A 26,798-nucleotide genomic window follows, 5' to 3' on the forward strand; every position below is an offset into this window, starting at 1 on the left:
CACCTCAAGAATAGAATAATTTTTAAATTATTTTATTCTTTTTTTTACAGATTTTAATAAAATTATTTTATGGCAATAGCAATAATAGCAGAATATAATCCATTTCACAACGGACACAAACATCAACTAGAATATGTTAAGAAAAATTTCCCGAGTGACAAAATATACATCATACTTTCTGGAAAATATGTGCAAAGAGGAGAAATGGCAGTAGCTTCTTTTGAAAAAAGAAAAGAACAAGCACTTAAATATGGTGCTGATTTTGTTGTCGAATTACCTTTTGAATATGCAACTCAAGCAGCCCATATTTTTGCAAATGGTGCTTTAAAAATTATTAATGATTTAAAAATTGATAAACTTATTTTTGGAAGTGAATCAAATAATATTGATAATTTATACAAAATTGCTGAAACTATTTATTATAATGAAGAAATTTATAATAAACTAGTTAAAAAATACTTAAAAGAAGGCTTTTCCTTTCCAAATTCTAGTGCAAAAGCGTTACAAACTTTAACTGGTGAAGAAATAAGATTGCCTAACGATATTTTAGGATTAGAGTATGTTAAATCAATTGTCTTCAATAATTATCCAATTCAAGCATTTTGTATGCAAAGAACAGTTGGTTTTCACTCAGAAACCACTTTTAACGAATTTGCTTCTGCAAGTTTGATAAGGAAAATGATTTTTGAAAAACAAGATATTTCTAAATATACACCTATGAAATTTGATAAAATTCCTGATAGGATAGAAAATTATTATTCTAAATTTCAAGATATTGTAAGAAATACCCCTGCAGAAATTTTGAAATTAAATCCAATGATTAGTGAAGGAATGGAAAATTTATTTAAAAAGCATATAGAAGAAAAAACTTATGATGAATTTGTAAATAAATGTAATTCCAGAAGATATACAAGTAGCAGAATCAAAAGGGTAATGCTTTATATTCTACTTGAAAAACATAAAAAAGGAGATGAAAATGAGAACAAAAGATAAAATTTTAATTGTTTTTTTAACAATAATAACTTTGGGTTTTATTTGGATTTATTGAAAAAATAAATCCAAAAACAAAACAGAAAATCAATTATCAAAAAGTTATAAAACAAGCATAAATGTTGCTTTATTAATTGAACTTCTTGGTAAAAAAGAAAACATTAATAAAATAGAAAATAGTCATAAAAAAATTAAAATTTATTTAAATAACACTAAATTAGTTAAAGCTGAAGAAATACAAAAATTAAAAGGAATTTCGGGTGTTTTAGTTTCTAGTACTTATGTTAATTTAATAGTAGGAAACGTTGCTGAATACCTAAAAACAGAAATTGAAAATATAATGAAGTAAAAGGAAAAATATGAATATCAACTTTGATGTAATAAAGAAAAATAAAGAAAATTATAAAAGAATTTTAGACAACTTATTTGATGTAGATAGATTTGATACATCGCTTTTTGTTAACATAAATGATCATGATTTTATGGATGTATTCAAGTTGTTTGATCAAAAACAATTTGAAAAAATCTATACACAAGCAAATTTTAGAGTTGCCTTAACTGAAAACAACTTAAAAAAAATAGTAAATGAAATAAAAGACGCTTCTTCTGTTGAAGAAGTTGAATCTATTTTTATAAAAAATAATGATATTTTAAGTGCAGAAACAAAAGTTAAATTAGAAAAAGATTTTGATAAAGAAAATAAAGCACTGCAATCCGAATTAAAAGAAAAAATACAGAAAAATAGTTATAAATGAAAGAAATTTTTAACCAAAGCAAGAAGTTTAAATAGTGAAAGAAATATTTGACCAATGCAGATAGGAATGCTTTTTGTTTCTGTTGAAATTGAAAAAAGAAAAATATTTGCTCCTTTATTTTTTAAAGAAGTTAATATTGATATTTCTAATTCACAAGCTTTTTTATTTTCTGATGGAGAAATTAAAATTAATGAAAAATTAATTTGAGTTTTAGAAAAAGGAAATTATTTACTAGGAGTGGATATTGATGTTTCTAGATTATCTATTGAAGAATTGGAAAAAGTTATAAAAACTAATTGATCAAATTTCAATATTAAAACTTTTAAAAATAATATTTCCAAAGTTAATGTGGATTTAATTGATAATAATTTACATTTTCACCCTGGTATGGTTTTAGGAATTTTTAATTCATTCGGAAGTCACCAAAGAAAAATAATGGAAAAAATTATTGAAAATGATGAATTAGATGAAATTTTAGATGTTGACTTTAATAAAAATAATTACAAAAACAAAGTTAATAAAATAATCTTTAATAAAGTTTTTAACTTTGTAAAAATAAATAAAACTAATTATTCTCAAGATAAAGCAACAGTATCAGCTCTTTCTCAAAATACCATAATTTGAGGTCCTCCAGGTACTGGAAAATCACAAACTATTTCTAATATTATTGCTAATATTATTATTTTTGATAAAAAAGGTCTTGTTGTTTCTCAGAAAAAAGCTGCTTTAGATGTTTTAAAAGATAGAATGAATAAGTTATCAATTTTTTGCTTATTTATTTTAAATGATAATTCTATGAATAAAGCAACATTCTATGAACCTATAGAAAAATTAATTAATATATTAGAAAATTTTGAAAATAAATCCAATATTGAATCATTGAAAATTATTTATGATGATGAAAAAGAATATATAGATTTATTTAATAAATTTGCTAATAATGAAAATCTTGAACAAAAAATTGAAAATTATTCTTTTATAAAGAAAAATGTGGCATCTTTATCTCCAAATACAATTGAATCTTTATATAAAATTAGTAAAAATATTAGTATTAATACAGATGATTTTAAAGAAAATATTAAAAAATTAAAGTGAGCTATTTTAGATGCAAAATCAGGAAAGAAAAACAATTTCTTTCAAAAAATTTTTAAAAAATTAACTGATGAAGATAAACAAGATATTGAAATTATTAAAAAAGAAATTCATAATTTTAATGGGAATTTAAAAGAAATAACCGATAAATTAAGTTCTTTAACTCCACAAGAATTGAGTGACATTAATAGTTTCTATGAATTTGTTTTTGAAAGCTCAAAACAAGATATTTCCAATGAAGAACAACTTGTAAACTTTACCTTTTATAGATTATTTAAAAAACTAGAAAAAATTAATCAAAATAAGGAGATGAAAAAACTTTATTCAAAATTTGTTCTTGCAGTTAGAACAAAACATAGAGATCCTTATAAATTTGTTCTTGAACACCACCAAATTATTAAAGAATTATATCCTATTATTATTTCTTCAGTAGATACAGAACTAAGTAAGTGAGATAAAAATGAATTTGACTATGTTATCCTTGATGAATCATCACAAATCTTTATTGAAAAAGCATTTCCAATACTATATTTAGCAAAAATCAAAATTTTTGCTGGTGATGACAAACAAATGCAACCTACAAGTTGATTTTCAACACGAAGCAATGTAGAAGATGCTGAATTAGGAAACATTGAATCCATCTTAAATTATGCAGTTTTTAAAGGTGTTTATAGTATTTTACTAGATAAAAATTATCGTTCCAATTATGCTTCATTAATGACTTTTTCATCAAAACATTTCTATAATTCAGAACTTGATGTAATAGATAAATTTAATACAAAAAATCATAACTCCATTGAAGTTATTCAAACAGATGGTGTATGAGAAAATAAAATCAATAAAAAAGAAGCAGAAATTGCAATTGAACAAACAAAAGAAAACCTAAACAAGTATAAGAAAATTATTCTTTTAACCTTTAATAGTTCCCAAAGAGAATATATTGAAAATCAAATTTTAAACAATCATCCAGAATTAGAAGAAGCTCTAATTAGTGAAAAAGTTTTATTGAAAAACATAGAAAACATTCAAGGGGATGAAGCCGATTTATTAATAATTTCTGTTGTTTATGATAAAACTACCGCATTACATACTACTTATGTTTCCCGTTCAGGTGGAAAAAACGCTTTAAATGTTGCTGTTTCAAGAGCAAAAGATAAAATAATTGTAATTAAATCTCTAAAAGCAGAAGAAATTGAAAATACTAATCAAAATGAAGATATTGCTTTATTTAAAAAGTGATTATTATTTTTAGAATTAACAAATGAACAAAGAACCAACTATTTAAACTTAGAACTTAAAGATGAAGATGAAAGTAATAATAATAAAGTCCAAATCCATAATAAATTAAAAGAAGAAATTTATGATACTTTTGAATCTGATTCCTTTTTTGAAACTCAAAAATTATATGTAAAAAAAGATTTTTCTATTGGTAGTCAAAATATTGATTTAGCAATTACTAATGAAAAAAATAAAATATTAGTAGCATTTACGATCGATGATTATAGTAGCTATAATTCATATGAAAACTATATAATCAATAAAGATAAAAATAATTTTTTAAAAGCTAAAAATTACAAAATAATCGAAATAAAAAAAATAGATTGATTAATTAATAAAGAAACAATTATTAACAATATAAAAGAAATGATTTCTAGAGATGATAACTAAAATATTTTTTTATAATCAAAAAGGTGAAGGTGTTGGTTTATGAAATCAAAAACCTGTATATTTACCTTTTACAATTTTAAATGAAACTGTGGAATTTACCTTTATAAAAGAAGAAAAAAATTATTATATAGGTAAGGTTACAAAAATAATAATAGCAGATAAAAATAGAAATCTTGAAATCCCTAAAAATGCAGATTTTATAGGTGGATATGAATTAATGCATATGAATAAAGAAGCAGAAAAAGAATACAAAATTTATAATTTAATTTCTGTATTTAAACAAATTGCAAAAATAGATTTAAATCAATATAAAATTAATTATTTTCAAGGAACAAAAGAGTTAAGATATCGAAATAAAATCACTTTATTTGATGGTGGATTAAAAAAGAAAAATTCAAATGAAATTTTCTATTTAGACGATTTCTTATTAACAGATATAAAACCATTTAGTAATCAAAAAGGGAAAATTATTATAAGAAAACTTGAAACGCAAATTGAAGGACACAAAAAAGATAATATCTTTACTTTTGATAATTTTAAAAACCTTCGTTTTAAGGTTTCCATTGGTTCTTTTTATCAAGTGAATAAAGAAGTTGCTCTTGAAGCTTATTACAGAATTAAAAATTTTATAAATCAAGATGCTAAAGTAGTAGATTTATATTCAGGAATTGGTTCAATTGCTTGTTTTATAAGCAGCAAAGCTAAAACTATTGAAGCGGTTGAAATAAACAAAAATTCATATAAAGATATGTTATATAATATTAACTTAAATAAAATAAATAATATTACTCCTTTCAATCAAGATGTTTATAAATATTTAAAAAATTTAAATTCTTTAAAAGGGAAAACTATAATAGTAGATCCTGATCGCACTGGTTTAAAGAAAGAAGTAATAAATGAATTACAAAGGTTGCTACCTGATAAAATCATTTATTTATCTTGTAACATTTCAACACAAGCATATGACATTTCTCTTCTAAAAGAAAACTATAAAATTGAATATATTGAAATTTTTAATATGTTTTGTAAAACTTTTCACATTGAAAATTTAATAGTTTTAACCAAAAAATAAAATATGTTATAACAAAAACTCCATCTTATTTTAAGTGGAGTTTTTTGTTTATGAATTTCAACATAAATCCATTCTTTAATTAATGATTTATAGGATTAAAAAGTAATATTTATATTCTCAAATTTTTAACTTGGGTTATTTTGTTGCTTTTCGTTTTCTAATCGTGCTTCTTCTAATGCTTGTTCTTTAAGTGCATTTATTTTTGCAATAGTTTTTGTTTCCTTGCTTCTTAAAGCTTCTAAATAGTATTGTCTTCTTTCGAAAATTACATGTTCTACTTCATATATAGCATCACTTCTTTTGCTTTCAACATAAGAAATAGCATATTTTATTATGTGATCTTCTACATACTCTTGAAAATTTGCACCTCTTGTGTCTTTACTATCGAGAATTTCATTGGCTTTTGCTATTTCATAGTCATCTCCTTCTAGTATAAGAATTGTTTCTCTTGCTTTTTGTATAAGATCTTCAATAATTTTATTTACTTTATCTGATATTGTTTTTAGTTCATCAAAAGTAGTTGCTGAATTTACAGTGTTAGAAAATTGATTTTTAGCTTCACTTCCTTCTCTTAAATTCTTATAAATTAAATGTAAAAGTTTAGGTTTATAAGATTTTATTAATCTATCTTTTTGTTTCTCTCTAGTTTCTCTTGCTTCATTTTTAATTTCTTCTAATTTAGTTACATTAGGTGCTAAAGAAAGTTTATTAATTAACTCTTCTTTTTTAGCTTTGAACTCAGAATTCTCTTCTACTTCACTACCTTCTATACTATCAATAACTTCTCTAACTTCCTGTACTTTTTCGTTAAATTTGACATTTGATTCATTTATGATTTTTTTCAACTCTGCTTGATTTTCTTTATTAGTTTCAATTTGTTGGTTCAAAAAATCATACTCACTATGTCCTACTAGTTTAATAATAGATGTTCTCGCTTCATTTAATGAAGTTGCAAGTGAATTTTGTGCAGTTTCTTTAGCTTCAGTAATCTCTTTCAAAGTTGAATTATAATTATTAACAATATTTAATAAATTAGTTTTTTCTTCTCCTTCTGCTAACTTATTAATTTCATTTTTTACAATTATACGAGCCTGTTCTTTTTCCTGTTCATTTATTGCTTTGGATTTAATAACTTTAACTTCATCAATAGTATTTGCAGATATTAACTCATTTGTTAACTCTTCTTTTTTTGTTTCATTAGTTAACTTAGCAATTTCTGCTTCTGCTTCTTTTTTAGCAATTGCTAATTCTTTAGCCAATTGTTTTTCAATTTCTTGTTTTACTTTATTTAATTCTTCAAGAGTTGTTGCTGAATCAACTTTTGATTTAAGATTTGTTTTAATATCATTGTCTTGAATTTTATCTGCTCGAAGATGATTCTTTCTTTTCTCTTCATTTAATTCTTCTTGTTGTTTTGCTTTTGCCTTATTTATTATTAAGTTAATTTCATCTCTAGAAGTAGCATTATTTAATTGATTATTTAAATCTGCTTTTGTAGTTTCATCAATTATTTTTACTATTTCTCTTTTAGCTTGTGATTTTAAAACTTCGAGTTCATTTTCCAAATCTATGGATATTTCCTTTTTAATCGTATTAATTTCTTCAATTGTAGTTGCTGAATTAATTCTTTGTTTATATTTGGATTTCTTATTTTCATCAAGTAGTTTATCTGCTTCTAAATTAGCTTCGGCTTTTGCTTTTGTATAATCACTTTGATTATTATTTTTACTGTTTCAAAAAACAGCTGTAGTTGTTCCTATTGATGTTGCAAGTGCTGTTAATGCTAATCCACTTATTAGAACTTTTACATTTGGTTTTGCCATAATTACCTCTCTTTTTATTATTTTATTTTTAATAATATTCTTTAAAATATAAGTTATATATTATCTTTGAATTGCAAGAATAATTACTACTACAAATAAAATTATGTATGCGATTCAATAAATAATTGTTGTTCAAATAGATCTTCTTGTTCAACCACTTGTTAAAGCAGAGTTTTGATCTGATTTTTCTACTTTTTGCACTACGTTGTTTTTAAATACTAAGAAATGTGATTTATTTAAACTGTAGTTTTCAATAACACCATATTTATAATTCTTTTCTTCCACAAATCCTATGTGTTTGTTTTCATAATTGATGAAAGACAACTCGTGTGATAATTTATTTTTCTTATAGTAAATTGCATTTTCATCTGAGTAGAATAACTCTTCTGAAACTTTAATTTTTTCCATTAATTTATCACTTGATTCTTTAGTTGCTTTTTTAACTAAAAGTAATAGTTTTTGTGAATAATCATCTTTAAATGCTTGATCTAATGATTCTAATGCTTTAGATACTAAATCTAATTCACTTTTGATTTGGTTATTGTCTTGAGTTGATGTAATCATTGTTTCATCATAAGAAGAAGCAATTTTTTCAAGTTTTTGTGAATATACTGCTAATGCTTCAAGTTGTTTTGAAGGAGCTAGATTATAGAAGTTTGAGTATTTTGTTGGTTCTTTTTTATCTTCGTTAATATAAACTTCTTTAACTACTTCATTTACCACTTCTTTTTCAATATATACTGGAACTTCTTTAACTACTTCCTTAACTACTTCTTTTTCAATATATACTGGAACTTCTTTTACAACTTCCTTAACTACTTCTTTTTCTACAAAAACAGGTTTCTCTTTTTCAACAATAACTTTTTCTGGTTCTTTATCTAAAGATTCAAGAATTTTTTTCTTTAAGTTTTCAATTTCTTTTCTTAAAGCTTCTTTATCAGAATTGCTGTCTCTTAATTTTTCCATTAAAACAGCAATTTCTTTTGCATAAGATCCATTAGAATTTTTAAATAATTCTTCAAGATCGGCCATTTGTCTGTTTAATCTTTCTATTTCTCTATCTTTGCTTGAAAGTTTTCTTTCTGGAATGTAATCATCATTTGCTGGGAAGTATGTTTTGTGATCAGCAAGAATTTTGTAATCAACTATTTCTTTTAAGAATTGATCTGCTTGTTCTTGATTTCTTAATCTTGAAGTTGGGAAGATGTAAAATTCTTCCATTGCTTCTTCATACTTGATATCTCCATCAAATTTTTCTGTGTTTAATTCAAATTCAAAACCATCTTCAGTTTTATCCATAATTAGTAATCCACCAAAGATTCTTTTTTCTGTTTGGAATCAAATTGCACTTTCATATCCTACTGCTAAGAATCAGTTCATAGCTTCTTTTCTTGTTTTAAATAAAGCTAATCCGTGTTTTAGTTTTGGGTGTTTTAACACTCATGGGTAAGTTTTAGAGAATTTTTTATCAAAGTCTCTATTAAATTGGCATAATAAACGTTTCATAATTTTCCTTTTATTTGTTTTATTTCTTTTGGGATAAAATATAATACTTCATCTAATTGGTTCTTTTATTTAAATCTTTTTAAACTTTATTTAAATTAGTTATTACTTTATATTAATCTTGATTTATTTAAATATTTTTTAAAATATTAATCCTTTTTAAATAACGAAAAAACAACTTTAAAATTACTTTTAAAATCGTTTTTTATAAAATTAAAAACAAGAATAATAAAAAAATTAATAAGAAAGTTCTATATATATATATATATTATAGATATTAAATTTTGGGTTTAATAATTCCTTATATTTTTGTGTTTTCATAACTTATAATATTATACATTAAAAAAGCAAAATATAGGGTTTTTACCGTGTAAACAGAAATATTTGAGCTAATATTCATTAAAATTAAAGATTTAGTTTTAATTTTAAACAATTAGGCTTTAAAATTTTCAAAATTTCTGTTTGCTTTATTGTCTTGAATAATTAAATTTAAATTTACTAAATTAAAAAAAGACATAAATTAGATATCTACATTTATGTCTCTATGAAAATAAATTTATTGAAAATTAATTAATTTATTTAATTAAATAATTCAAGTAATTCTTCTAAATTAAGTTCTGCAGTTGATGAAACTATTTTATCTGCAATACTTCAATTTTCTTTTTCGTTATGTGTGATAGCTACTGTATGAATATTAGCATCTTTTAAACCTTGAACACCGGCAATTGCGTCTTCAAAACCAATTGTTTCTTCTGGTTTTAAATTAAGTCCTTGTGCAGCTTTTAAAAAAATTTCTGGATTTGGTTTTCCTTTAGAAACTGTTGCAGGATCAACGATAAAATCAAAATAATCAAATAATCCAATTTTTCTTAAAATTAATGGAGCATTATAAGAGCTTGAAGCAACTGCTAATTTTAATCCTTTTTCTTTTGCTGTGTTTAAAAATTCTTTAATATTAACTAAAATATCTTTTTGATCAATGTCTGTTTCTAATAATTTTTTATAATATTCATTTTTATTATTAGCCATTGTTACTATTTCTTGTTCACTTAATGAAACATTAAAAAGTTTTAAAATAGCATTTAAAGTATCAATTCTGTTTAATCCTTTTAAAGAACTATTTTGTTCTTCTGTGTAATTTAAACCAATTTTAGCTACTTCATTTTTTCAAGCTTTATAGTGTAATGAAGCGGTTTCTGTTATAACTCCATCTAAGTCAAAAATTAAACCTTTTATCATTTTTCAATAACCTCAAATTTTTGTTTTTTATTAGATATAATTACTGGTTTTTCATTTACATAAACTTCAAGATCGTTACCTGAAAGTTTTTCAATTGTAAAGTCTTTTCTATTAACAGTTACTTTTAATTTAGTATTTTTTACTAATATTGAATAAGTTAATTTTGTTCATTGTTTAGGTAAAATCGGAGCAATAAATACTTTTTTATCTAAAAATCTAAATCCTCCATATCCATAAACAATACTTTGTCAAATTGCTGCCAATGAACCTGCATGCACTCCTGCATCTGCAGAATGAAAATTAGTTCCCATATCAATATTTAAAGAATATTTAAATAATTTATACGCAATGTTCATTTTTCTTAAATCTACAGCTTTAATTGCATAAGTTGTAGGACTTAAAGATGAATCGTGAGTTGTAATAGGTTCATAATAATCAAAGTTTGCTGCAGCTACTTCTTTAGAAAATAGTTCACCTAAAACAAATGTGGAAAGAACAACATCTGCTTGTTTTACAAGTTGAGAACTTAATCTCTTGTGTCCTTCAGTGGTATTAAATAATTTTTTACCTGCATCACCTAATAATTGGAAAGGAGTAACATCAATTAAAGGAAGATTTTTGAACTCATCATTTTCTCATATGATGTTGTTTTCATTTGGTAATTGTTGTACTAAATTATCTCTAACATCTTTCATTAATTCCAAGTCTCATTTATAAGGTAATTTAGCTGCAATTTTATCTAAAATTGCCTGATTTTCCTTTGTATTTGATAATTCTTCTATATAGAAAATAGCTAGTTCTAAGTTTCTTTTAGCAATTAAATTAATAAAGTTATTATTTGTTATGTTACCTTTATATTCATTTGGTCCCATTACATTGCTAATATGATATTCTTTCCCTTTTTTCTCAACTCTAGAAGTTCAGAAAATAGCAGTATCAATAATCATTTCATAACCCATTTGCACCATAAAATCTTTATCATTAGTTACTTGGAAATATTGATCAACAGCAAAAGCAATGTCACCTGGAACGTGAATTTCTTGTTCTCTAGAAGCAATTGGAACTTGTTTTCCTGTAACTACATCAGGTTGCCCTCAATAAGGTGTCATTTCTCCTTCTGTTGGTCAAGCCATTTCTCAAGGATATTGAGCACCAATCATATTTTTTTCTGCAGCTTTTCTTCTTGCTCCTTCAATTCCTTTGTAACGGTATTCTAAAAGATTTCTTGCAACTTCCGGTTTAGTAAATAAATAGTTTGGAACAACGAAAAATTCAGTATCTCAATAACAATGTCCTTGATATCCTTCACCTGTTAATCCTTTTGCTCCTACTGACATATTTGAAGAATGTGTGGGAACAAAAGAATTCATATGATAAATTCCAAATTTTAGTGCTAATGCATCATATTCAGCATCTTTTTCACCTTCAATTTGAACATCAAATTGTTTATAAATTTCATCATATGCTTTCTTATTGTCTTTTACTAAATTCGAAAATTTTAGTGTTTCTAATAAAATACTTAAATTTTTAGCATTTTCTTTAACTTCATCAAAACTTAATATTGGATCTTTATCAACAGAAGTAGAAACTGACATTATTTTTTCTAATCTAAAGTTTTTTTCTGTAGAAATGGTTGTTTTAATTTCGTATCCCACTTGTCTACGAGACATTTTTAAAACATAATCATCATTTCCGCTTTCTAATAATTTTCCATTTAAGTAAGCTTTTACTTTCATATTATGAATCACTCATCTTTGTGATTCATTTGTTTGTTCTTGATATTGTAAAAGTGAAGGAGCAATTAAGATTTTTTTACCTTCATCAAAATGTTGAATTCCATGGTTTGTTGTTTGACCATTAATTAAAGGTAAAATTTTAATTTTTGAAGGTTCTCCACTTATTTGATTAATTTCTATTTCTTGAGCATAAATGTTTTTATTTATTTGTGAAACAACACGCTTAAAAGTTAAAACAAATTTTTTGGATTTTTTAGAAAATTTAATTTCTCTAAAAAGTAATCCGTTTTTTAAATCTAAAGACTTTTTATACTCCATTTTTTTATCGATCATAAAAATTTCATCATCAATATAAATAGAAGTTTGAATTAAGTCAGCTAAGTTAGCAATTTCAGAAACTTCTGTTTTGTCTCCTTGATTAAAAATTCCGTTTACAAAGAAATCTTCTTTGTTAAACACACTTCTTTCTTCATCAACTGCTCTTATTCCTAAATAACCATTACCTTGTGAAAAAATAGACTCTGTTTTTTTAGTTACAAGTGGATCGAAACCTGTTTGACTAATAATAAAATTTTTTGTATCATAAAATAATTTAGCCATTTTATTTTTCTAAGAACATAATAGACTCATACGGTCTTAAAGTATTCTTAATTCCTTTCTTATCTGTATATGAACTAATTAAAATTTCTTTATTTAAAATATTTTTAATATTTATATCTAATTCTTTTTTAGTTAAATTTATCAATGAAATAATTTTGTTATTAAAATCATCAAATCTTTCAATTTGAATAACACCATTATCTAATAATTTCATTTTTGAATTTCCGCTAATTAAAATTTCTTTATATTTTTTTCTTAATTGAATAATTGATTTATAAAAATTTAAAATTGAATCACTTCTTTGTTCTTGTTCAGCAACAGAAGATTCTCTATAATAACCTGATTTTTTAATTCAAGTTTTAGTTCCTTTATTAAATCCAAAGTTTTCAGTTTTATCTCAAACCATCGGTACTCTTGAATTATCTCTACTGTTTATATTGTGAAATCTTGTCATTTCTTGTTCTGTATATAATTTTTGTTCATCAACAAAAATTCTGTAAGCATTTAAAGCATCTACATCTCTGAATTCATGTCTGCAATTAAAAACAGGATTTTTTAGTCCAATTTCTTCTCCATATAAAATTGTTTGGATTCCCTTTAAAGAGAATTGGTAAAGAGCAAATGATTTTGCTGATTCTTTTCAATAAAGATTTTCATCACCTCATCTTGAAATAGATCTAGCTGTATCATGTGATGAACTAAAGTTAGTAATCATATAATTTTTGATTTCAGAATTGTTTTGATATTCAAGAATTGAAGAATTTGCAAAATCATTAGTATTTCAATTTGCATCATAACCATTTCTTCCTGTTTGTTTTCCTCAACCAATTCATCATGAACCAAAATTATAGAAGTTATCTGCTATTTTTTCTTTACCTTTTCCGTATTTTAATGCTGTATCTGGTTGAATTCCAGATGCTTCACCAATAAAGAAAACATCATTTTTTGTTTCATAAATTTTGTTTAAAAATTTTTGTAAATATTGAACCATTTTTGAACCAAATGAATGTTTAAATTTACCCTTATTTATTTCTTTATGAACATGTTGAATAGCGTCTAATCTAAATCCCCTTACCCCTAATTTATATCAAAAATCAATAACATCTACCATAGCATTAATAGTAAATTCTGATTCTCAATTTAAATCCACTTGTTCTTTAGCAAATAAATGGAAATAATATTTATTTAAAGAAGGTACATATTGTCATGCACTACCACCAAAAATTGATTCTTCTTTTCCTGGTTTATCTGTTCAAATGTAATAATTGTGTTCTTGGTTTTTCTCTGATTCAATAGCTTTTAAAAATCATTGATGTTTGTTTGAAGTGTGGTTTAAAACAATATCCATAATTATTTCAATGTTTTTTTCTTTTGCTTTAGAAACCAATTCTTTAAAATCTTCCATTGTTCCAAAAACTGATCATATTTTTTTGTAATCCAAAACATCATAACCTGCATCTGCAAACTCTGTGTCATAAATTGGACAAAGTCAAATTGCATCTACTCCAAGTTCTGATAAATAATCTAGTTTAGAAACAATTCCTTTTAAATCACCGTTTCCGTCATTGTTTGAATCTTTAAAAGATCTTGGGAAAATTTGATATATTACTTTTTCCCCTCATTTTTGTAAATTATCTTTCATTTTTCACTCCATTATTTTGTGTATAATCTCTATTATTTTACTACTAAAATAAAAATAAAAAAATTTTTTTATCATTTTTCAAAAATTCAAATAATATCAAATGTTATATCTTATTTGAAAATAAATAAAAATGCCCTATAATTGGGCATTTGACTAATATTTTTCTCTTATTTTTTCACCATATATAGAATTATAAATATTTTTATTTGTTTTCTAAAATTATAGATGTTTTTGCTGGTACTATATTTTCTTTTTTATCTTTTAAAGATATGTGTCTTGAAGATAAAACTAATTTATATTTATTATAATCAAAATGTTCTGGGTGGTCATTAAAATTATGAATAACTATTGCTTTGTTTGTTTTTTCTTTTACTGAAAAAACAACAAAATTTTCTCTTATTTCTTTATATTTTAATTTTCTATTTATTTCCTTTGCGGTATGTAGTCTAAAATATTTTGTTTTATTTCTAAATTTTAAAAGTTTTTTAAGAAAATCATAAACTTTTTCTTTAATTTTTCTATTTTGAAGATGATTTCATTTTAAACCATTAACGTAGTCTGTTGTTTTGTATGAATTATCAACAACAAAATCATTTTTATCATTTGATAAATTATTATCATTATTTAAAATTTTTAAATATCTATTATCGTGTTGTCCTGATTTATCTAGAGGTTTTGTTTGTAATAATTCTGTTCCTGCTAAAATCAATTGTCTACCTTGTGAAGTTAATTGCATCATTAAAGCTTGATTATATAAATTAATATTTTCGCTAAATGACAAGTTAGAAGTGGTTATTATTTTATCTCAAAGGGTAAAACCATCATGGCAAGCGGCATATTGTAATGTAATATTTGGCTCATTAGCAAAAACTGAATAAGCATCTTTTTCGATAAACTCTGAATTTGGATAATCAAATTTCTGTATATTTCCCGTAATTGAAACAAGAAAATCACTAAACTTACTGTAATTACTGGTTATAAGTCCTTTTTCATTATCTTCTATACTATCAGCACCTTTAATTGCGTTTCTAATAGTGTCATTAAAATAAGCAAACTTAATACTATTGGTATTTACTCCTTTAGTAAAAGAGTTTTCAAATTTTAAATCACTAAAAGGTCATGCTTCTCCGTGTAAAACAATATTTTTATTGATCTTTTTAAGTTCATCTTGCATTTTGCAAAGAGTTGTTTTATCAATAAAAGTTGATAAATCGAATCTAAAGCCATCTACTCCAAAGTATTTAGCAAAATATACTAAAGAATCAATCATCATTTTTCTTACCATTTTTGCTTCACTATTTAGAGCTGGTAAATCAACAGGAAAAACTTCAGAATTATTTCTAAAATAATAATTTGGAGTTATTGTTTCTAATAAATCATTAATCATCATATGGTTAAAAACAACGTCCATTATTATTGCTATACCATTTTTATGTGCTTCATTTACAAAGTGTTTAAATTCTCTTAATCTTGCATAAGGAACCTTAGGATCGGATGAGTATCATCCAGCAATTGAAAAGTAATTTAAAGGATCATAACCTCAGTTATAATTGGTTGTTCATCCTGTTCCTTCATTTTTATTTAAAATGTTTAAGTTTTTATCACTTAATGTATAAATAGATTGAATAGGTAGAAGTTGTAAATGAGTTATTCCTAAATCTTTTAAGTATTCAAAAATATTATTTTCCAAAGCAGCATTAAATGTTCCTAAACGATTCTTAAAGTTATTTTGATCTAAAAGTGAAGTAAAATCTCTAATATGTAATTCATAAATTAAAGGATCAACACCATTATTTAAATTAGTTTTTAAAGGGATAGTTTCTATTTCTTCAACTAATGTTTTTTCTCAATCAACAATTACAGCTAAAGGGATTTTTTGAGTTGTTCCTTCTCAATCAAAAGGTGCAAAAACTTTAGCATATGGATCAAAAATATATTCAAAAGGTTGATCTTTAGTTCTTTTTATTTTAAATAAATAATAATATCCTTCATAAATTTCAGAAATTTTTCCTGTTCATAAATCATTATTTCTTTTGCAACCGATTGTAGTAATCTTTTGCATTCTTTCATTTTTATTAAATATTTCAACATAAACTTCAGCCACATCTGGTATTCAAATTCTAAAAAAGAAGAAGTTATCTTTTTTAAAAATTCCTTGCGAACTTATTTTTTTAGAAACTCTTTCATCAATTCTTTGTACATTTTTATTTACAATTTCATAATTTCCTTTATATTCCATCATTTTTCCTCTTTTTTGATTTTAATATAATTATATTTTATAACATTTTTAAAATTTTTTAAAATTTAATGTATGATATTTGTTATATTAAATATAATATCAGCAAAATAAAATACCAAATTAATGGTATTTTAATTTTTATTGTTCTCCACCATCTTGAATCATTTCTTTTGCTTTTGCAAGTTCAACACTAAAGAATGATGTAACACCACGTTTTTGCATAGTTGCTCCAAATAAGTGGTCTACTTTAGTCATTGTTCCGTGACGGTGAGTAATAACTATAAATTGTGTTTTTTCTTTTAATGACTGTAAAAATTCTGCATAACGAATAACATTAGCTTCGTCAAGTGCTGCTTCTACTTCGTCCAAAATACATAATGGAATAGGTTTAGCTTTAATTATTGCAAATAATAAGGAAATTGCAATAATTGCTTTTTCTCCACCTGAAAACAGTTTTAAATTTTTAACTGATTTACCTGGTGGTTGAGCTATGATATCAATTCCTGTTTCTAAAATATTTTGTGGATCTGTATATTGGATTTGTGCATCTCCACCACCAAACATTGTTTGAAATACAAATCTAAACTCATTATTAACAATGTTAACAGTTTCTTGAATTTTATTAACAATGATTTTATCCATTTCACTAATAGCTTCAAGAATTGTGTTTTTAGCATCATTTAATTCTTCTTCATTATCTTTTAAGTTTGTGAATCTTTCTTCAACTTCTTCACACTCTTCTATAGAATCCAAATTAACATTTCCTAATTGTTTTATTTCTTCTTTTAAAGCATTAACAAGAGTTCTGGCATTTTCAATTTCCATTTCAAGTTTGAAATTATTTTGTGCAGTTTCTAAAGTTAATTGATAATGTTCTGTTAATCTTCTTTGACTTTCAGTTAAAACCATTTCAACTTTATTTTTATCATTTTCATGCTGAGCATTTACTTTACTTAATTCATAAAGTTCTTTTTCAACTTCATTTTTTTGATTAATATAAGGTAAAAGTTCATTTGCAAGAGAAGCAATTCTTGTTTTTTTAATTCTAAGATTTGCTGCCATTTCGTTTTTTTGGTTTGTTAATTCAACAAGATTATTACTAATTTCATCTGTTTTTGAAATTTCAAGTGCTTCAGAACTTACTGATTCATATTTTGCTCTTAAAAAATCGTATTTATCTGTTAAATCTACTCTTTTTTGTTTTGTGTTAGCAAGTTCATTTTTTCATTCATTAATTGTAGAAATTAATTCTTCTTTTTTATTTTTTAATTCTACTTCTTTTTGTTCGAACTCTTCTTTTTTCTTTAATAATAAAGGAATTATTTTCTTTAATTCATTAATGTTATCATCAAGTTGCATTAAACTATTATCTGTTTCTTCTTTTGCTCCACCAGAAATAACTCCACCAACTCTAATAATGTCTCCATCTAGCGATACAACCATATATTTAAGTTGTAAAAGTTTGGATAATTTATTGGCATCTTCAATGGTTTTTGCTACAACTATATTACCAAGTAAAAAGTCTCTTAGTTTGAAAAATTCTTTATCTGTGTCAACAAGTTCTGAAGCAATTGCAACAAATCCAGGTTGTGTTTGTAAAGCAACTTTGTGTTCTTGTTTCATTTCTTTAGGTTGTATAGATGCTAAAGGAATGAAAGTAGCCTTACCACCATTATTTTCTTTTAAAAAGTTAACTGCTTTAACTGCTGTTTCAGGAACATCAACAACAATGTGTTGCAATGCACTTTTAAGAATTGCTTCAATTGCTGGTGCAAATTCTTTTTCAGCTTTTATTAAGTCAAAAACTGTTCCTTTGAATCCTTTACCAAATAAAGTTTTGTTTTCAACAATAGTTTTTGTACCTTTAAATAAATTGGTTTTATTGTTTTTGTGTTCTTCTAAAATTCTTAATTTAGTTTTAGCACTTTCGTGTTTATTGTATGAAGAATTTTTTTCAGAAGCTACTCTATAAAGTTCTTTTTCGATATTAGTTAATTCGTTTGAACTTTGAGAAATAGTTTCTTCTGTTTTTTGTTCTGAACTACGGAAATGCCCAATTCTTGCGTGTATTTCTGCAATTTCTTCTTTTAAACTAGCGATTTGTTCTTCTGGAGTTGCTTTAATATCTCCATTAATAATATCTTGTCTTCTTTGTGTTATTTTTGATTGTCTTAATTCTAATTGATGTATTTCATTTTCCACTTTAGTTAAAGCATTTTGTAATTGATCTGCTTCTGTTTCTAATTTTAATTTTTGATTAGTATTTTCATTAATTGTAGTTGAGTATAAAGATAATTTTGATTCTAAATCATCTCTTTTTTCCATTATATTAGTTAATTCTTGTTTTAAAAATCCCATTTTATCTGTAAAAAACTTAAGATCTTCAACAAGAAGACCAACTTCTACAGATTTTAATTCAGCTGATTTTTCAATAAAAATTTTTGCTTTTTCAGCTTGTTTTTTTAATGGAATTAATCTTTTTTCAAGTTCAGCAATAATTGTTCTAACTTTATCCAAAGCTTCTTCAGTTGTTTCTAATTTTCTTAAAGCTTCAACTTTTCTAGCTTTATATTTTGAAGTTCCTGCTGCTTCTTCAATAATTCCTCTTCTATGTTCTGGTGAAGCTTCAGCAATATCACTAATTGTTCCTTGAGAAATAATCGCTAGTGATGATTTGGAAATCCCAGATTCCATAGCAATTTCTTTAATATCTTTAAATCTTGCTAATTCTCCATTGATATAATACTCATTTCCGCCTTTTCCTCTATGTAAAACCCTAGAAATGGTGAAAATATCGTGTGGAACAGAAACTGCTTTATCACTATTATCAAAGGTTAAAATAACTTCTGCTTTGTCTAATTCTTTTACTGTTTTAGAACCAGCAAAAATTACATCCTCCATACTATCTCCCCTAAGTGCTTTAGATGATTGTTCTCCTAACACTCATCTAATAGCATCATTGATGTTAGATTTACCTGAACCATTTGGACCAACAATTCCAACAACTCCACCATCAAAATTTAAAACCACTTTATCAGCAAATGATTTAAAACCTTGTGCTTCAACTTTTATTAATTTCATAATTACCTCTTTTTAAAAGTACTCAATGCATCTTTAGCTGCTGCTATTTCTGCATTTTTCTTATTTTTTCCTTTTCCTTTTCCAAAAATTTTACCATCATAATGTAATTCAGCATAAAATTCTTCGCCTATTTTTTGAACCCTGTATTCTCCAGGATGTTTTGTTATCGATTGTAAAATTTCTTGAAATTCAGATTTAGGATCTTTCTTTATTTCTAAAATCGATTTGTTTATAGTTTTGTATAAAGTTTTTTCAAGAAAATTTTCTAAAACTTTATCTCCTTGATCTAAATAGATAGCCGCTACTAAGGCTTCAAATAAATCAGCATTTGTTTTTTTATTATTAAGAATTTCCATAGCTCCTTTAGAAATTCTTAATAATTCATTTAATTTTAATTCAAAAGACAACAATGAAAGCGAATTTGTATCAACAATTTGGGATCTTTTAATTGTTGCTTCACCTTCATTAAAATTCTTATACTTTTGATAAATGTAATATGTACTTTTAAAATTTATTAGTGAATCACCAAGAAATTCTAAAAGTTCATAATTCTTTTCATTTTTATGTTCATTTGTAAATGATTTATGCGTAAAAGCCTGTATAAAAAGTTTTAAATCATTTGGTATTATATTAATGCTTTTTAAAAATTCTTCAACTTTTTTCACTTTAAGCAATAGCCTCTTTAGTTTTTTCTAAAACATCACTTTCAATTGCTATTTTTATTTGATTAAGAGCTCCTAAAAATGCTTTTGCGTCTGATGAACCATGTGATTTAATTACTATTCCGTTTAAACCAATTACTCAAGCTGCTCCAACATTTCTATAATCAAATCTTTCTTTTACTTCTTTAAATGCTCTTTTCAAAAATAAAGCAAAAATCTTTCTAAAAAGTTTTTTGGTTAATTTTTCTTTTAGTAATTTAGAAAAATTTAAAACCGTACCTTCCATCGTTTTTAGTGTTATGTTACCTGCATAACCATCAGCTAAAGCGATGTCAATATCTCCTTTTAAAAGATCTCTTGTTTCTATAAAACCTTTATAATTAAGACTTTGATTTGATTTTAATAAAAAGTTAGCATCTTTGTGATAATCATAACCTTTATAGTCTTCAGTTCCTATATTAATCAAACCAATTTTCGGTGATTTAACTTTAAATAAATTTTCATAAAAGATGCTTGAAATAATTCCTCATTGAACAAAGTATTCTGGTTTTACTATCAAATTAGCACCTGAATCTAAAAGTAAGAAGAACTTATTTTCAATTAATGTTGGAATCATTGGCATAAATGCTGCTCTTGCAACATTTGTAAGTCTTTTGATTTTTAAAGTTGCCATACCTAAATAAGTACCAGAATCTCCAGCAGATAAAACTGCTTTTGCTTGATTTTGTGCCACTAAATCTAAAGCAACAGACATACTTGTAGTTTGTTTAGAAACTTCACGCATATTATTCTCATTTGCTTTAGCAACATTAATTTCGTTAATGATTTCCACTTGATTGTTTTTTATATATTTATTTTTAAGAAGTTTTAAAATTTCCTTTTCATCTCCTATTAAAAAGATTTTATAATCACTATTTTCATCTAAAAACTTACTAACAGCAACTATTTTTTCTTTTAAAGGTGTATCTGTTCCAAGTAAATCAAAAGCAATTGTTTTCATTATTCAACTCCTATTAAGTAATGATAAATTTTTTGTTGTCCATTTTTTATTTCTACTTCTACATCGTATCTAGATTCAATGTAATTTAAAACTTCATTAGCATCGCTTTTTGTAGAATCTGTTCCGTAGTAAATGGTAACAATTTCAGTGCTACTTTTAATTAAAGATTCAATAACTTTTTTAGCAGCATCGTTGTAACTAGAAGCTGTTGCAATAATTTTTCCATTTGCTATTGCTAAATAATCACCTTCTTTAATTTTAATTCCATTCATAGTGGTTTCTCTACTTGCAATCGTTACTTCTCCTGTGCTTACGCTTTTAATTGCATCTTCCATTAGTTCTTTATTATCATCTCAATCTGATTCTTCATTAAAGTTTAAAGAAGCACTTATTCCTTGTATTTGTGTTTTGGTTGGAATTATAATAACTTTTTTGTCTTGAATGGTTTGAACAGCTTGTTGAGCACTTAAAATAATATTAGAATTGTTTGGTAAAATAAAAACTGTTTCAGCATTTATAGAATTAATAGCTTGAATGATGTCATTTGTTGAAGGATTATTTGTTTGTCCTCCTTCAATGATAAAGTGAACACCGTTTTCTTTCATTACATTTATAATTCCCTGACCTGTATTACATGAAACTAAACCGGATTTGTATTTTTTTTCTGTATTTTTAGTATCATTTGCAATATTTTTAGATTCATTTGCTTGAATAGTCATATTTTCGGATTTGATTTTAATAAATTCACCATATTTTTGAGCAGCATTTAAAAGCATTCCTGGTTTTAAAACATGACCGTGAATTTTTACTCAATCTTCATCTTGAACTACAACTAATGAAGTAGCCATTTTGGAAATTTCATTAACGATTTTATCTTTAGAAAATGTTTTAGGGTTTTTTAATTCAATAATGAATTCAGTACAGTATCCAAATTCACCTTCATAAATTTCTGTATCACTAACAAAATCAGAAATATTGACTTGTTCATCACTTAATTCAACTGGTTCATTGATTGTTAATTTGTACATCCCTTCTAAAATTAAACGAAGTCCTTCACCACCTGAATCATTAACACCAACTTCTTTTAAAACCGGTAATAAGTTTCTTGTGTTGTTACAACTAATTTTAGATTGTTCAACTGCAATTTTAAAAATTTCACTAATGTTAGTTGAAGGAGTAATTGTTTGTTCTAATTTTTCAGTAACTTCTCTTATTACTGTTAAAATGGTTCCTTCAACCGGTTTTAAAACTGAAGAGTATGCTTTAGAAGTAGCACTACGAAATCCTTCAATTAACTCAAAACTATTAATTTCTTTCTTATTAGCAAATGAATCGGCAAAACCTCTAAATATTTGAGAAACAATAACCCCAGAATTTCCTCTAGCTCCAAGTAACATATTTCTTGATATTTTTTGTGAAATTTCATCAATTCTAGTACTTTTTGTTTCTAAAATATTCTTAACTCCTGCAGAAATTGTAGTAGCCATATTGCTACCTGTATCACCATCTGGAACAGGGAAAACATTTAATGCATTTATTTTTTCTTTAGAATTAGCTAAATTGTTAGCACCTGAAATTAACATTTTTGCATATAATTCACCATTTAAAATTTTCATATTACTTAATCCCCTTTATATGAATATTTAAAGTTTCTAATTTTAGTTCGTTTTTTTGTAAGTGGTATTCAATAACTGATTTTATTTCTTCAACTGCAGTTTTAACACTAACAGAAAATAACAAAATTATGGCTAAATTAATTTTTAAGCCATTATTTCCTTTAATAATAAAAATTGATTTTTCTCACTCTTCTCTTTTGAGAGCTTTAGCTAAAACATTTGCTTCAGTATTAATATTACAAAAACCATAAATTCCTGGTATTAAAGAAATTTTTTCTAAAAGTTGGTTTCTTAATTCTTCAACCATTTTCACCTCTTTAAAATAGATAACTATAAATATTTTAAATTATATAACATTTTATTCTTTTTAAACAGTAAAAAAAAGAAAAAAACGTTTATTTTTGAGTAAAAGTCTTTTAATAATTTCCTATTTAGATATTCAAATTTTATTATTTTACTTTATTTTAAAGTTTATTTATTAAAAACAAATAAAAAAATAGATGCATTTTTCAATGCATCTACTAAGAATAATTATTATAATGAAGATAATAATTTTAATACTCTTACATATTGGTTTACATATGATGATTCATTATCGTATCATGTGTAAATTTTGTAAAGGTTTTTTCCATCAACTGTTAATACTTTTGTTAAAGTTGCATCGAAAATTGATCCTTCTGTTGCTCCAATAATGTCTGAAGAAACGATTGGTTCATCTGTATAACCAAATGATTCACTTGAATGTGATTTCATAACTGAGTTAATTTCTTCTGCTGTTGCATCTTTTTTAAGTTCAACTACTAAATCAACAAATGATCCTGTAATTGTTGGAACTCTTAAAGCAATACCGTCTAATTTTCCTTTTAATGAAGGAACTACTAATCCAATAGCTTTTGCTGCCCCTGTTGAAGAAGGAACGATGTTAATAGCTGCAGCTCTTGCTCTTCTTAAGTCTGAGTGAGGTGCATCTTGTAATCTTTGATCTGCTGTATAAGCGTGAATTGTTGACATGTATCCACGTTCAATTCCAAAGTGTTTATCTAAAAAGTGAACAACTGGTGCTAAAGCGTTTGTTGTACATGAAGCTGCTGAAACAACTTTGTCATCTTTTGTTAAAATGTCGTGGTTAACATTGTAAACTATAGTTTTTAAGTCCCCTGAAGCTGGTGCAGAAATTAATACTTTTTTAGCTCCTGCTGTTAAGTGTTTTTCAGATCCTTCTTTTGAAGTAAAGAATCCTGTTGATTCAACAACAACATCAATACCTAAATCTTTTCAAGGTAATAATTCTGGGTTTCTTTCAGCTAAAATTTTAATTTCTTTTCCATCAACTACTAAGTTTCCGTTTTTAACTTCTACTGTTCCTTCAAATCTTCCGTGAGCTGAATCATATTTTAGTAAGTGTGCTAATGTTTTAGCATCTGTTAAGTCGTTAATAGCAACAACTTCTAAATCATTTTTATGTAATTTGTGAATTGCTCTGAAAACTAATCTACCAATTCTACCAAATCCATTTATAGCAATTTTTTTCATTTTATACCTTTCTTTAAAAATAAATGTATTTTTACTTTTGTTTTTAAAATTATTTATTTCCTTTAAATTATATTACAAATTAAAAAAAGATTATTTATTTTTATTTAATAGTAAAATCCAAGATTTAAAGTTATTATGAATTGAATAATTTTTCTTCAAGTTTTGAGTCTCTGTATTTTTCTAATCACCTACTAGTGTTTGTATTATTTAAATCATTTAAATCTATGCTAATACGATATTCTTGTTTTTTATTATTGTTGTTTTTGTTGATAACTCCATGTGCACTATGTCCTAAAATTTTAATTTCTTCTTCCATCTCTTTTTTGGTTAATAAAAATAAAAAATTGTTTTTATAAAATAAATCATCTATAAAAACACATAAATAATAATCTAACTCATGGTGTAATCTGATTTGGACGATATTTAAAATATTGCCATTTGCAGAAGGAGTAGAACATTTTATTTCATAGTAATGGTTGTCTTTATCTTTTGAATCACCTTTTTCTAACTTCGGTGATATTTTTTCAAATTCAAACTTTTTTCTATAAAAGTTTGTTGTAAAGTGGATTTACTTTGTGGACTCAAAACAGAAATAATAAAAAAATATTTAATAGAACTTGTGATATCTTCTAATTTTTGCTCATCAATACTTTCTTTATTTACATATTTGCTAAAGTTATTTATTCTTATTTTATAGCTTTCAATAACTTTAAATATATCTTTAATTTCTTTACTCACGTGTTTTTTTCCTTTCATTTCAAGCGATTATTATTTCATCTTGATTGATTCAATAATTACCACCATTTATTGATGATTTGGGTTTAAAAACTAATTTTCTAAATTCGTTTTTAATTAGTTCAATATCATAATTTTCTTTTACTTTTATATAATGTTCAGATTTTGAATTTGTTACTTCTTGTAATGATTTAATTTTTGCAGAATTTCCATTTATAGTAAAATCAGCTTCTTGACTTCCTCTTGGTAAAAAGACAAATTCTTTTGGAATAATTGTAGGTTTTTTCTTTCTTAAATCTTTTTGTTTATTTTCTGTCATTTTTGTTCAAACAAAAAATGTACAAGGAACATGATATACTTCTTTTTGATCCTTATGATAAATAAAAAAAGAATTTTTTGGTAATTCTCATTCTGTAACTAATTTTCACTCTTTTGGAAATAAACTGGTTGATTGATTAGTTATTTTACTAAAGGTATTAGGTAAAATAAATGCAATTGTTGAAGCATTTAAATCTATTGAATGCTTGATAAATTTTTTAGCTAAAGATGATCTATAACCAAAAGGCGGATTCCCTATAATTAAGATTTTTTCAGTATTTGGTTTATTGATTTTGACACTAAAAAAATCTTGTTTAATGATATTGCTGTTTTTAGGCTCAATATCATAAGCAATAACATTATTTAACAAATCACTAAAACTACCTTCGCCAGCTGAAGGTTCAATTATAATACTATATTGCTCTAAATTATCAATTTTAGAGATACACTTTTTAGCAATTGCCTTTTTTGTATAAAATTGATCAAGTTTTATTTGCATATTCTTATTTTACTATATTTCAGATATGATTAAGAAAATAAAAAAAACCATTTTTTAAATTTCTTAAATTTTAAGATAACTTAAAAAATGGGGCGGATGACGGGGATCGAACCCGCGTATGTCGGAGCCACAACCCGATGCGTTAGCCACTTCGCCACATCCGCCATAATTATTAATATTATACAATAATATCGTTTTTTGCCAAACAATTTTATAAATTATTAATCTTAATTAAAAGAAAATAAAAGTTTCTTTAGTTTGAAAAATAAAAAAGAAATTAATATATAATAATATTATGGATTTTACTAAAATATTTATTTTTCAAAAAACACTTGATTCTAAATTTGAAGAATCAATAAAACAAAGAAACGTTTCAATGGATGTTTTTGAATGACATAAACAAGTGACTTTGGCAATAATTGTCGAAATTGCTGAATTTGCAAATGAATTGCAATCATTCAAATATTGAAAACAAAATAAAAATATTAATAATGAAAAATTATTAGAAGAATGAGCTGACATAATTCATTTTTTAAGTTCTTGTGCTAATAATTTAAATTTAAATCCTATAATTAAAAAAACTGCAGTTTCAACTGATATTAACATCCAATTGCAAAATGTTTTTAAAGCTGCAGTTGATTTTCAAACAGAGTTTAACTCAACAAATTTATCAACTCTTTTTAGTTTAATTCTTGGTTTTTTAGATATTTTAAATATTAAAGAAGAAATGCTAATTAATGCTTACTTTAAAAAAGCAGAAATTAATTTAAAAAGAATTAAAGAAAAATATTAAATTATGGTATAATACATATTAGTGGTTCCGTAGCTCAGCAGGATAGAGCACAAGCCTTCTAAGCTTGTTGTCAGAGGTTCGAATCCTCTCGGGATCGCCATTTTTTTTATTCTTTTTTATAAATTAAAATAAGGACTCTAATCCTTATTTCCCGTCTTTCCCAGTTGACGGGATTTTTTTCTTTTTTTTCATATATTTAATA

General features: G+C 24.9%; 20 protein-coding genes and 2 tRNA genes. 6 read left to right on the forward strand and 16 right to left on the reverse strand.

From position 1 onward, the window contains the following. Positions 1–69 precede the first annotated feature (69 nt). The 4 genes from ACXX86_RS02130 to ACXX86_RS02145 are packed head-to-tail and all read left to right on the forward strand — an operon-like array spanning position 70 to position 5,577. Complete coding sequence (locus tag ACXX86_RS02130; protein WP_458559584.1) at positions 70–993, forward strand: nucleotidyltransferase; 924 nt, start codon at positions 70–72, stop codon at positions 991–993. Continuing rightward, positions 977–1,339, forward strand: a complete 363-nt coding sequence (locus tag ACXX86_RS02135; protein ID WP_436358971.1) for a hypothetical protein — start codon at positions 977–979, stop codon at positions 1,337–1,339. Before ACXX86_RS02130 ends, ACXX86_RS02135 begins: the two co-directional genes overlap by 17 nt. 10 nt (positions 1,340–1,349) lie before the next feature. Continuing rightward, positions 1,350–4,505: an AAA domain-containing protein gene (locus ACXX86_RS02140; RefSeq protein ID WP_458561044.1), complete on the forward strand. Its 3,156-nt coding sequence runs from the start codon at positions 1,350–1,352 to the stop codon at positions 4,503–4,505. Next, positions 4,495–5,577 carry a class I SAM-dependent RNA methyltransferase gene (locus ACXX86_RS02145; RefSeq protein WP_458559585.1) on the forward strand — a complete coding sequence of 361 codons (1,083 nt, stop codon included), beginning with the start codon at positions 4,495–4,497 and terminating at the stop codon, positions 5,575–5,577. Before ACXX86_RS02140 ends, ACXX86_RS02145 begins: the two co-directional genes overlap by 11 nt. Positions 5,578–5,702: 125 nt before the next feature. On the opposite strand, the gene ACXX86_RS02150 is transcribed toward ACXX86_RS02145, so the two are convergent. From ACXX86_RS02150 to ACXX86_RS02225, 16 genes are all read right to left on the reverse strand, one after another. Continuing rightward, entirely contained in the window at positions 5,703–7,400 is a 1,698-nt protein-coding gene (locus ACXX86_RS02150) for a hypothetical protein (protein WP_458561045.1), read from the reverse strand. Between the two features lie 60 nt (positions 7,401–7,460). After that, positions 7,461–8,906, reverse strand: a complete 1,446-nt coding sequence (locus ACXX86_RS02155) for an MAG3090 family protein (protein WP_458560473.1) — start codon at positions 8,904–8,906, stop codon at positions 7,461–7,463. 576 nt (positions 8,907–9,482) lie between these two features. Next, the gene (gene pgmB / locus ACXX86_RS02160; protein ID WP_458559235.1) at positions 9,483–10,142 is read right to left on the reverse strand and encodes a beta-phosphoglucomutase; all 660 of its coding nucleotides are present in this window, start codon (positions 10,140–10,142) and stop codon (positions 9,483–9,485) included. Further along, on the reverse strand, positions 10,136–12,478 hold the full coding sequence (locus ACXX86_RS02165; protein ID WP_458559234.1) for a glycosyl hydrolase family 65 protein: 2,343 nt from the start codon (positions 12,476–12,478) through the stop codon (positions 10,136–10,138). The genes pgmB and ACXX86_RS02165 overlap by 7 nt, the downstream gene beginning before the upstream one ends. A gap of 1 nt (position 12,479) precedes the next feature. Continuing rightward, complete coding sequence (locus tag ACXX86_RS02170; RefSeq protein WP_436358964.1) at positions 12,480–14,120, reverse strand: alpha-amylase family glycosyl hydrolase; 1,641 nt, start codon at positions 14,118–14,120, stop codon at positions 12,480–12,482. 202 nt (positions 14,121–14,322) lie between these two features. Further along, positions 14,323–16,359, reverse strand: a complete 2,037-nt coding sequence (locus ACXX86_RS02175) for an alpha-amylase family glycosyl hydrolase (RefSeq protein WP_458560471.1) — start codon at positions 16,357–16,359, stop codon at positions 14,323–14,325. Positions 16,360–16,497: 138 nt separating this feature from the next. Continuing rightward, a complete protein-coding gene (locus ACXX86_RS02180; RefSeq protein WP_458561046.1) occupies positions 16,498–19,440 on the reverse strand; it encodes an AAA family ATPase in 2,943 nt (980 codons plus the stop codon). A gap of 2 nt (positions 19,441–19,442) precedes the next feature. Further along, positions 19,443–20,105 carry a ribonuclease III gene (rnc, locus tag ACXX86_RS02185; protein ID WP_436358961.1) on the reverse strand — a complete coding sequence of 221 codons (663 nt, stop codon included), beginning with the start codon at positions 20,103–20,105 and terminating at the stop codon, positions 19,443–19,445. Between the two features lies 1 nt (position 20,106). Continuing rightward, positions 20,107–21,102 carry a phosphate acyltransferase PlsX gene (plsX, locus tag ACXX86_RS02190; RefSeq protein WP_436358960.1) on the reverse strand — a complete coding sequence of 332 codons (996 nt, stop codon included), beginning with the start codon at positions 21,100–21,102 and terminating at the stop codon, positions 20,107–20,109. Further along, a complete protein-coding gene (locus ACXX86_RS02195; protein WP_436358959.1) occupies positions 21,102–22,718 on the reverse strand; it encodes a DAK2 domain-containing protein in 1,617 nt (538 codons plus the stop codon). Before ACXX86_RS02195 ends, plsX begins: the two co-directional genes overlap by 1 nt. Before the next feature lies 1 nt (position 22,719). Continuing rightward, on the reverse strand, positions 22,720–23,025 hold the full coding sequence (locus ACXX86_RS02200; protein ID WP_436358958.1) for an Asp23/Gls24 family envelope stress response protein: 306 nt from the start codon (positions 23,023–23,025) through the stop codon (positions 22,720–22,722). Between the two features lie 227 nt (positions 23,026–23,252). Next, positions 23,253–24,251 (reverse strand): type I glyceraldehyde-3-phosphate dehydrogenase, encoded by a 999-nt coding sequence (gap, locus tag ACXX86_RS02205; RefSeq protein ID WP_436358954.1) that lies wholly within the window; start codon positions 24,249–24,251, stop codon positions 23,253–23,255. Positions 24,252–24,384: 133 nt separating this feature from the next. After that, positions 24,385–24,567, reverse strand: coding sequence for a hypothetical protein (locus ACXX86_RS02210; RefSeq protein ID WP_458561047.1), 183 nt, complete (start codon positions 24,565–24,567; stop codon positions 24,385–24,387). A 188-nt stretch (positions 24,568–24,755) separates the two neighbouring features. Continuing rightward, positions 24,756–24,989 carry a hypothetical protein gene (locus ACXX86_RS02215; protein WP_458561048.1) on the reverse strand — a complete coding sequence of 78 codons (234 nt, stop codon included), beginning with the start codon at positions 24,987–24,989 and terminating at the stop codon, positions 24,756–24,758. Beyond that, positions 24,982–25,803, reverse strand: a complete 822-nt coding sequence (locus tag ACXX86_RS02220) for a hypothetical protein (protein WP_458561049.1) — start codon at positions 25,801–25,803, stop codon at positions 24,982–24,984. The genes ACXX86_RS02215 and ACXX86_RS02220 overlap by 8 nt, the downstream gene beginning before the upstream one ends. Positions 25,804–25,891: 88 nt before the next feature. Continuing rightward, positions 25,892–25,967, reverse strand: a tRNA-His gene (locus ACXX86_RS02225). A gap of 131 nt (positions 25,968–26,098) precedes the next feature. On the opposite strand from ACXX86_RS02225, the gene ACXX86_RS02230 reads away from it, so the two are divergent. Together ACXX86_RS02230 and ACXX86_RS02235 are read left to right on the forward strand one after the other, a co-directional pair. Continuing rightward, on the forward strand, positions 26,099–26,596 hold the full coding sequence (locus ACXX86_RS02230; protein WP_458561050.1) for a dUTP diphosphatase: 498 nt from the start codon (positions 26,099–26,101) through the stop codon (positions 26,594–26,596). A 23-nt stretch (positions 26,597–26,619) separates the two neighbouring features. Next, a tRNA-Arg gene (locus tag ACXX86_RS02235) sits at positions 26,620–26,696 on the forward strand. Positions 26,697–26,798: the final 102 nt, after the last annotated feature.

The organism is Mycoplasma sp. CB776 (genome assembly GCF_054343395.1).